Source organism: Brevundimonas sp. UBA7838, assembly GCF_002500885.1.
In the GTDB taxonomy this organism is placed as follows: domain Bacteria; phylum Pseudomonadota; class Alphaproteobacteria; order Caulobacterales; family Caulobacteraceae; genus Brevundimonas; species Brevundimonas vesicularis_C.
In genome coordinates this window covers 1-6959 of record NZ_DLTK01000081.1, presented here as the reverse complement: position 1 = coordinate 6959, position 6959 = coordinate 1, and the positions used below count along the sequence as shown (strand labels likewise).

The window sequence follows — 6959 nt, the reverse complement described above, 5'->3', positions numbered from 1 at the left end:
CCACCATCATCGACGGTGCTCGTTGGTCCTGCGAAGGCGCGACCTGCACCGCTGCTGGCGGCACGGAACAGCCCGCGACGCGCGCCTGCCGTCGCGTGGTTCAGAAGTTCGGTCCCGTGACCGCCTTCTCGTACAAGGGCGTCGCCCTGAGCGCCGACGAACTGGCTGTCTGCAACGCCTAGACTGCGTGAGGCGGCTTAGGCCGCCTCGCCTCTCAGACGCCGCTGGATGGTTTCGCGACCGATCAGCGGCGCCATGGCCGCCATGTCCGGCCCGTGCTGCTGCCCCGTCAGCGCCAGACGCAGCGGCATGAACAGCGCCTTGCCCTTGGCGCCCGTCTCGGCCCTGACGGCCGAGGTCCACGCCGACCAGGCGTTCTCGTCGATCACTTCCGGCAGCAGACGCAGCGCTGTTTCAATGAAGGTCGCATCTTCGATCACCGGTTGGATCGGACCACGGACGATCTGCGCCATGTCCGCGACGTCGGCGAACTTCGTCAGATTGTTCCGCACCGTATTCCAGAAGGCTTCGCCCAGATCGGCGCCGAGAGCCTGAAGACGCGGCTGCGCCGTCGCATAATCCATGACGTGCAGCGCCTGGGCGTTCAGCCGGTCCAGATCCGCCGTATCGTAACGCGCCGGCGAACGGCCCATCTTGGAGAAGGCGAAGCTCTGTCCCAGAGCCTCAACCGAGGCGCCGACTTCCAGCGGATCAGAGGTGCCTATCCGGCCAAGGTGGCTGGTGATCGCGATCGGCTCATAGCCCTGGTCGCGCATGTCGCTGATCGACAGCGAGCCGAGACGCTTGGACAAGGCGGCGCCGTCGGCGCCGACCAGCAACGGCATGTGGGCGAACCCCGGAACCGTCGCGCCCAGCGCTTCGAAGATTTCGATCTGCGCCCCGGTGTTGGTGACGTGATCCTCGCCCCGGATGATGTGCGTGATGGCCATATCGATGTCATCGACCACCGACGGCAGGGTATAGAGGAACAGACCGTCCTCGCGAATCAGCACCGGGTCCGACATCGAGGCGGTGTCCACCTCCGCATGACCGCGCGCCAGGTCTTCCCAGGCGACGCGCTTGCCGTCCAGTTTGAAGCGCCAATGGGGGCGGCGCCCTTCGGCTTCGTAAGCGGCCTTCTGCTCTTCGGTCAGTTCCAGCGCCGCGCGGTCATAGATCGGCGGCAGGCCGCGCGACAGTTGCACCTTGCGCCGACGGTCCAACTCGTCAGCGGTCTCATAAGCGGGATAAAGCCGCCCCGACGCCTTCAGCCTGGCGGCCGCTTCTTCGTAGCGATCGAAGCGTTTGGACTGGTTGTAGCGCTCGTCCCACGGCATTCCCAGCCAAGTCAGGTCGTCTTCGATTCCCTGTTCGAACTCAGGCGTGGAGCGCGCCAGGTCGGTGTCGTCGATGCGCAGCACAAATGACCCGCCCTGCCCCTTGGCGAACATCCAGTTCACCAAGGCGGTGCGGACATTGCCGACGTGCAGCTTACCCGTGGGCGACGGGGCGAAACGAACCTTGACGGACATGGGTAGACGACCTCGAAAGCGAGGCGGCTAGGTCGCCCCGCAACCCGGCGAAGTCAAGGCGCGGAAGGCTTAAACCTCAGTCGTCGCGGTGAACGCGTTCGCGGCGTTCGTGGCGTTCCTGGGCTTCGACCGACAGGGTCGCCGTCGGACGGGCTTCCAGACGACCCAGGCTGATGGGTTCGCCCGTGTCCTCGCAGTAGCCGTAGGAGCCGTCCTCGATCCGGCGCAGCGCGTCGTCGATCTTGGAGATCAACTTGCGTTGGCGGTCGCGGGTGCGCAACTCCAGCGCGCGATCAGATTCCGAAGACGCCCGGTCCACCAGATCGGGGTGGTTTTCGGTCTCGGCCTTCAGATTGACGACCGTACCCTTGGACTCGCGAAGGATTTCATCCTTCCAGGCCAGCAGCTTCTTCTTGAAATAGGCTTGCTGCCGTTCGTTCATGAACGGCTCGCTGTCAGACGGCCGATACGGGCCGGTTTCGTCGGACACAACGGACGCCAAGGCGCTCATCGATCTCACGCTCTCTAACACGCCCCCCTGTGGCGTAGATGGCCGTATAATCAGCCCGTCGAGTCGCGGCAACGCGGTTCTCGATTCCGTGATGGAAATAGGGCGACTCACCGCCTGACAGTGGCAAAAGTCACTCACTGCCGAAGCTTAGCCGCCTGATGTCAGACGATTATTTCGTATCAGGGGCGGTTGCGGCGCATTTCGGCCTTCGCCAGCTCGACTGAAGCGCGCAGGTCGATCTGATCCAGCAGGGCGCCCAGGTCCTTGTCGTCATCGTCGGCGCGCTCCTCGCGCATGCTTCGCGCCAGACGATCCAGCGCCCCCTCGTCGGCGTCGCCGTTCAGCAGGGCCAGCTTGATTTCGTCAAGGCGATCCAGAAGACCGCTGCCGCGCCGGATCGCGCGACGTCGCTTTTCCAGAGGTCCCTCCACACCTTGAAGGGCCATCAAAGCCGAGACGTCAGAGACCCCGCCGGTTGCTGCGCTGGCGGTCGTTGCAGCGGGCGCGGACGGAGATGCGGCCTGCCCCAGCGAGAAACCGCTGGCGGATCGCGTCGGACGTGTGCTGGCAGGCGTGCTGACGCCGTTGGGGCCGACAACCTTCATGTGCAGGTGCTCCGCGTCATGAAATCATGGATGACGGGCGGCGATGACTGTTTGGTTAACGCCCCGGCAAATCCTGCCGCTTCTATGTCCGTCAAAAGCCGACCGGCATTGAATTCACGTCGTTAATTCTCCGGCACGATCCTCGCACGGATGACGGCGTAACGTTGCGTGGACGCCTGACCGATGCAAAATCTGCTTGCCCGCCTGATCGCCTCAGTCGCCGCGACGCTCGTCGTCGCCGGCGGCGCGACCTCGGCGCTGGCCCAGTCGCAATCGCGCATCAAGGACATTGCCGCCGTCGAGGGCGTGCGCGGCAACCAGTTGGTCGGCTACGGCATGGTCATGGGGCTGAACGGCACGGGCGATTCCTTACGCAATTGCCCCTTCACCCGCCAGTCGCTGGAAGGCATGACCGAGCGGCTGGGCGTCAACATTCGCGGGGCCAACGCCAACACCAAGAATATGGCCGCCGTCATGGTCACGGCCGACCTGCCCGCCTTCGCCACGCCCGGCTCGCGCATCGACGTGTCGGTCGCCTCCATGTGCGACGCCAAGAGCTTGCTGGGCGGTTCGCTTGTGGTCACCAGCCTGCAAGGCGCGGACGGTCAGGTCTACGCGGTGGCGCAAGGCTCGGTCCAGACCGGCGCCGTCTCGGCGTCTGGTGGTTCGGGGTCGTCGGTGACGCGCGGCGTACCGACTGCGGGCCGCATCGCTTCGGGCGCCTTGGTCGAGCGCGAGACCGGCTTCCAGATGGCCAATATGAACGAGGTGCGCCTGAACCTGCGCAACCCGGACTTCACCACCGCCCAGCGCGTCGCCGCCGTCGTCAACGCCGCCTATCCGGGGTCTGCTTTGGCCGAGAACGGCACGGTCGTCGCCCTGCGCGCGCCTGGTGAACTGGGCATGGCGGGCTTCATCAGCCGGATCGAGAACCTGGCCGTCAGCGTCGATACCCCCGCCAAGGTCATTATCGACGAGGTCAACGGCGTCATCGTCATGGGCGACGCCGTGCGCATCTCTCGCGTCGCCATCGCCCAAGGCAACCTGACCATATCGGTGGACGAACAGCCGCAGGTTAGTCAGCCGGCGCCCTTCAGCCGGGGCCAGACCGCCGTCGTGCCCTCGACCCAGGTGAACGTCGAAGAGGATCTGGGCACCCAGATGCGGCTGGTCGGCGGCGGGGCCAACCTGTCCACCCTGGTCAACGGCCTGAATGCCCTGGGCGTCAGCCCGCGCGACATGATCAGCATCCTGCAGGCCATCAAGGCCGCCGGCGCCCTGCAGGCCGACATCGAGGTGATGTGAGCATGACCGACCTGACCGTCTCCGCCGATCTGCTGCGCCCCGCCGCGGCCGCACCCACGGCTGTGAATCGCGACAAGATAGAGGAAACCGCCAAGGCCTTCGAGGCCACCTTCATCTCGCAGATGCTGAAGCCGATGTTCGAAGGCCTGTCGACCGACGGCCTGTTCGGCGGCGGTCAGGGCGAGGCGACATGGCGCAGCTTCATGTTAGACGAAATGGCCAAGTCCACGGTGAAGGCCGGCGGCATCGGCCTGAGCAACACCGTCATGGCCGAAATGCTGAAGATGCAGGAGGGCCGGCCATGAGCGACACCGAACTGGCCCAGGCGCGGGTTCGTCAGTTGACGACCCTGACCTTGCGCCTGACCGAGCGGCTGAAGGCCGAAACAGCCGCCTTCGCCGATGGCCGTCCTCAGGATGTGGCGGCCGGTCTGTCGGAAACTCAGGAGATGGCCAATCTCTACCGTCGCGATTCCGCCCATGTGAAGGCCAATCCGGCGCTGCTGAGCGGCGCTCCGCTCGAAGACCGCAGAACACTGGTCGACGCAACGCGTGAGTTCGACGCGGCCCTGACGCGACACAGCCGCGCCGTCGACGCCGCGCGTCAAATCTCCGAGGGCCTGGTCCGCGCCATCGCGGCGGAAGTCACCGCTGCTCGCACACCCGCCTCCGCCTATGCCGCCGACGGCCGCGCCTCGCTGGGCGACGGACGCGCTGTCGCCCTGAACCGCATGGCATGACCGGCACAGCCCTTCGCCGTTCGCAGATCACGGTTCGCGTCCTAAGGGTCATTGCCTATTTTTTAAGCGACTGTGTGCCAGCATGGCCTCATGACGCTGACCACTCGCCTCCTAGGCCTGGCCTTCGCTTCCGCCGACACCCTAGTGGAGGTGGATCCGAAAGGCGTGGTCGCCTTTGCGATCGGCGCGGGCGCCGTGCCCGGCGAAGACGCAGGCGCGACCTGGACGGGCCGTCCCCTGCTCGATCTGCTGCACGACGGCGCCTGTACCCTGACCGCCCTGCAAGGCATGAAGGCCGGCGTGCGTATTCCCGCGACATCGATCCTGGTGGCGGCTGGGCCTGACCGTGTGCGTCGTGCATCGTTCCGCGCCTTCGTCCTGCCGCAGATGGCGCCCGCCATCTCCTGCGCCATATCGTACGAAGGCCCCGCCTTCGCGCTGGAGGATCTGGAAACCCGCCCGCTTCTGGAGCCGGAAGATTTCCTGGCCGACGCCGGGCGGGTGCTAGAGTCCAATCCCGACCTGGCCCTGTCTTTCCTTGACATTACGGGGCTTGAGAACGTCACCGGGGACGCCGCCGACCGTCTGAACCGCCGCATCGAGGCCACGCTTCAGTCCGCCGCCGTCGAGGGATCGAGCGCGTCGCAGGTCACCGGCGTCCGCTATGCGCTTCTCCGCCCCGCCAACGACCGTCGTGACATCGCCGCCGAAATCGTGGAGGCCGGGCGGGCCGAAGGCCTGTCGCTGGGTGCGGAGGCGTTCAGCTCGCCCGTCCCGCCCGGATCGGATTCCCTGTGCGTGCTGCGCGCCATGCGGTTCGCCATCGAAGGCTGCCTGAAGGGCGACGGCCTCGCCAATCCACAAATCGCCTTTGCCGACTCGCTGAAGCGCACCTTCCGCGACGCCGAGACCTTCCGCAGCCTGGTCAAGTCGCGCGAGTTCCAGGTCCATTATCAGCCCATCGTCCATCTGGACTCCCGCGCGGTCCACCACTTCGAGGCCCTGACCCGCTTCAACGGCAACAATGGACCCGCCGAGGCCATTCGCATGGCCGAGGAGTTGGACATGATCGAGTCGTTCGACCTCGCCGTGGCGGAGAAGGTGCTGAAGCGGATGCGCCAGCCCGGCGCCGGCCTTCTGAAGATGGCGATCAATGTTTCGGGCGCCTCGCTGGGCGATGACACCTACGTCGAGCAGTTGCTGCGCATGACCGCCGGCGCGCCCGAGGAACGCCGTCGCCTGATGGTCGAGGTGACGGAAACTTCCGCCATTGCAGACATCGAAGCCGCCGACCGTCGCCTGGCCGCGCTGCGCGAAGCCGGTATCAAGGTCTGCATCGACGATTTCGGCGCAGGGGCCGCCGCCTTCGACTATCTGCGCAAACTGTCTGTGGACTCGGTCAAGATCGACGGGGCCATCGTTCGCGATATCCAGACCGACCAACGCTCCAAGGCCATGCTGCACAGCATCGTCGAAATGTGCCGCTCGATGAGGCTGGAAACCATCGCCGAGATGATCGAGACCGACGGCGTCGCCGCCGAGCTCAAGGCGGCGGGCGTCGAATACGGCCAAGGCTGGCTCTTCGGCCGCGCTGAAGCCGAGCCGCGCACCCAACTGTCCAGTCCGTCGATGGTCCGTCGCAAGGGCGCCGTCGAGGCCTGGGGCTGACCGACTTCAGAGTTCGATCGTGCGCGTGATCTTCAGCGCCGCCAGGAAATCCACGTCGTGGCTCACCACGATCAACGCGCCGTCATAGGCGTTCAGCGCCTCCTCGATCGACGCGATGGCGTCCAGGTCGAGGTGGTTCGTCGGCTCGTCCAGCACCAGCACGCGGGCGTCGATGGCCATCACCAGTGCCAGGTGCAGCTGCACGATCATGCCCTTGGACAGCTCGCGCACGCGCTGCTTCGGCTGCAGCTTGGTGTTGGCCAGGAAGCGTTCGCAGCGGGCCCGGTCGAAGCGCGGGTGCACGCCAGCCACGAAATCGATGGCCTCGCGCACCTTCAGCCAGCGCGGCAGCACGGCCACGTCGGCGATGAAGCAGATGTCCTTCATCAGTTCATCGCGGTGCACGCGCGGGTCGCGGCCCAGCACGGACAGCTCGCCTTCCACCGAGGTCAGGCCGAGGATGGCCTTCAGTGCGGTGGTCTTGCCGGCGCCATTGGGCCCGATCAGGCCGACGATGCGGCCTGCCGGAATGGAGAAGCTGGCGTTGTCGAGGGCAACGGTGTTCTTGTAGGCCTTGCGCAGGCCTTTTTTTTCAAGCA

General features: G+C 65.9%; 9 protein-coding genes. 5 read left to right on the top strand and 4 right to left on the bottom strand.

Annotation, left to right across the window (positions count from 1 at the left end):
- Window positions 1-182: CC_3452 family protein (locus B3T77_RS06675; RefSeq protein WP_414633150.1), on the top strand; the 182-nt coding region annotated here is incomplete at its 5' end.
- A 15-nt stretch (window positions 183-197) separates the two neighbouring features.
- Here B3T77_RS06675 and gltX read toward each other — a convergent pair.
- The 3 genes from gltX to B3T77_RS06660 form a co-directional block, all read right to left on the bottom strand.
- Window positions 198-1532 (bottom strand): glutamate--tRNA ligase, encoded by a 1335-nt coding sequence (gene gltX / locus B3T77_RS06670; protein WP_292078257.1) that lies wholly within the window; start codon window positions 1530-1532, stop codon window positions 198-200.
- A 76-nt stretch (window positions 1533-1608) separates the two neighbouring features.
- Window positions 1609-2043, bottom strand: coding sequence for an RNA polymerase-binding protein DksA (gene dksA, locus B3T77_RS06665; protein ID WP_017504616.1), 435 nt, complete (start codon window positions 2041-2043; stop codon window positions 1609-1611).
- A 179-nt stretch (window positions 2044-2222) separates the two neighbouring features.
- Entirely contained in the window at window positions 2223-2648 is a 426-nt protein-coding gene (locus tag B3T77_RS06660) for a flagellar assembly protein FliX (protein WP_292078256.1), read from the bottom strand.
- 183 nt (window positions 2649-2831) lie between these two features.
- Between B3T77_RS06660 and B3T77_RS06655 the strand changes: the two genes are divergently transcribed.
- The 4 genes from B3T77_RS06655 to B3T77_RS06640 all read left to right on the top strand — a co-directional run bounded on the left by B3T77_RS06655 (window position 2832) and on the right by B3T77_RS06640 (window position 6360).
- Window positions 2832-3953, top strand: coding sequence for a flagellar basal body P-ring protein FlgI (locus B3T77_RS06655; RefSeq protein ID WP_091747795.1), 1122 nt, complete (start codon window positions 2832-2834; stop codon window positions 3951-3953).
- A 2-nt stretch (window positions 3954-3955) separates the two neighbouring features.
- The gene (locus B3T77_RS06650) at window positions 3956-4258 is read left to right on the top strand and encodes a rod-binding protein (RefSeq protein ID WP_153923544.1); all 303 of its coding nucleotides are present in this window, start codon (window positions 3956-3958) and stop codon (window positions 4256-4258) included.
- Window positions 4255-4692 carry a hypothetical protein gene (locus B3T77_RS06645; RefSeq protein ID WP_055804393.1) on the top strand — a complete coding sequence of 146 codons (438 nt, stop codon included), beginning with the start codon at window positions 4255-4257 and terminating at the stop codon, window positions 4690-4692. Before B3T77_RS06650 ends, B3T77_RS06645 begins: the two co-directional genes overlap by 4 nt.
- 90 nt (window positions 4693-4782) lie before the next feature.
- Window positions 4783-6360, top strand: coding sequence for an EAL domain-containing protein (locus B3T77_RS06640; RefSeq protein WP_292078255.1), 1578 nt, complete (start codon window positions 4783-4785; stop codon window positions 6358-6360).
- Window positions 6361-6366: 6 nt separating this feature from the next.
- Here the strand turns inward: B3T77_RS06640 and B3T77_RS06635 are convergent.
- Window positions 6367-6959, bottom strand: a 593-nt coding sequence (locus B3T77_RS06635) for an ATP-binding cassette domain-containing protein (RefSeq protein WP_292078254.1), incomplete at its 5' end; no start/stop codon positions are given.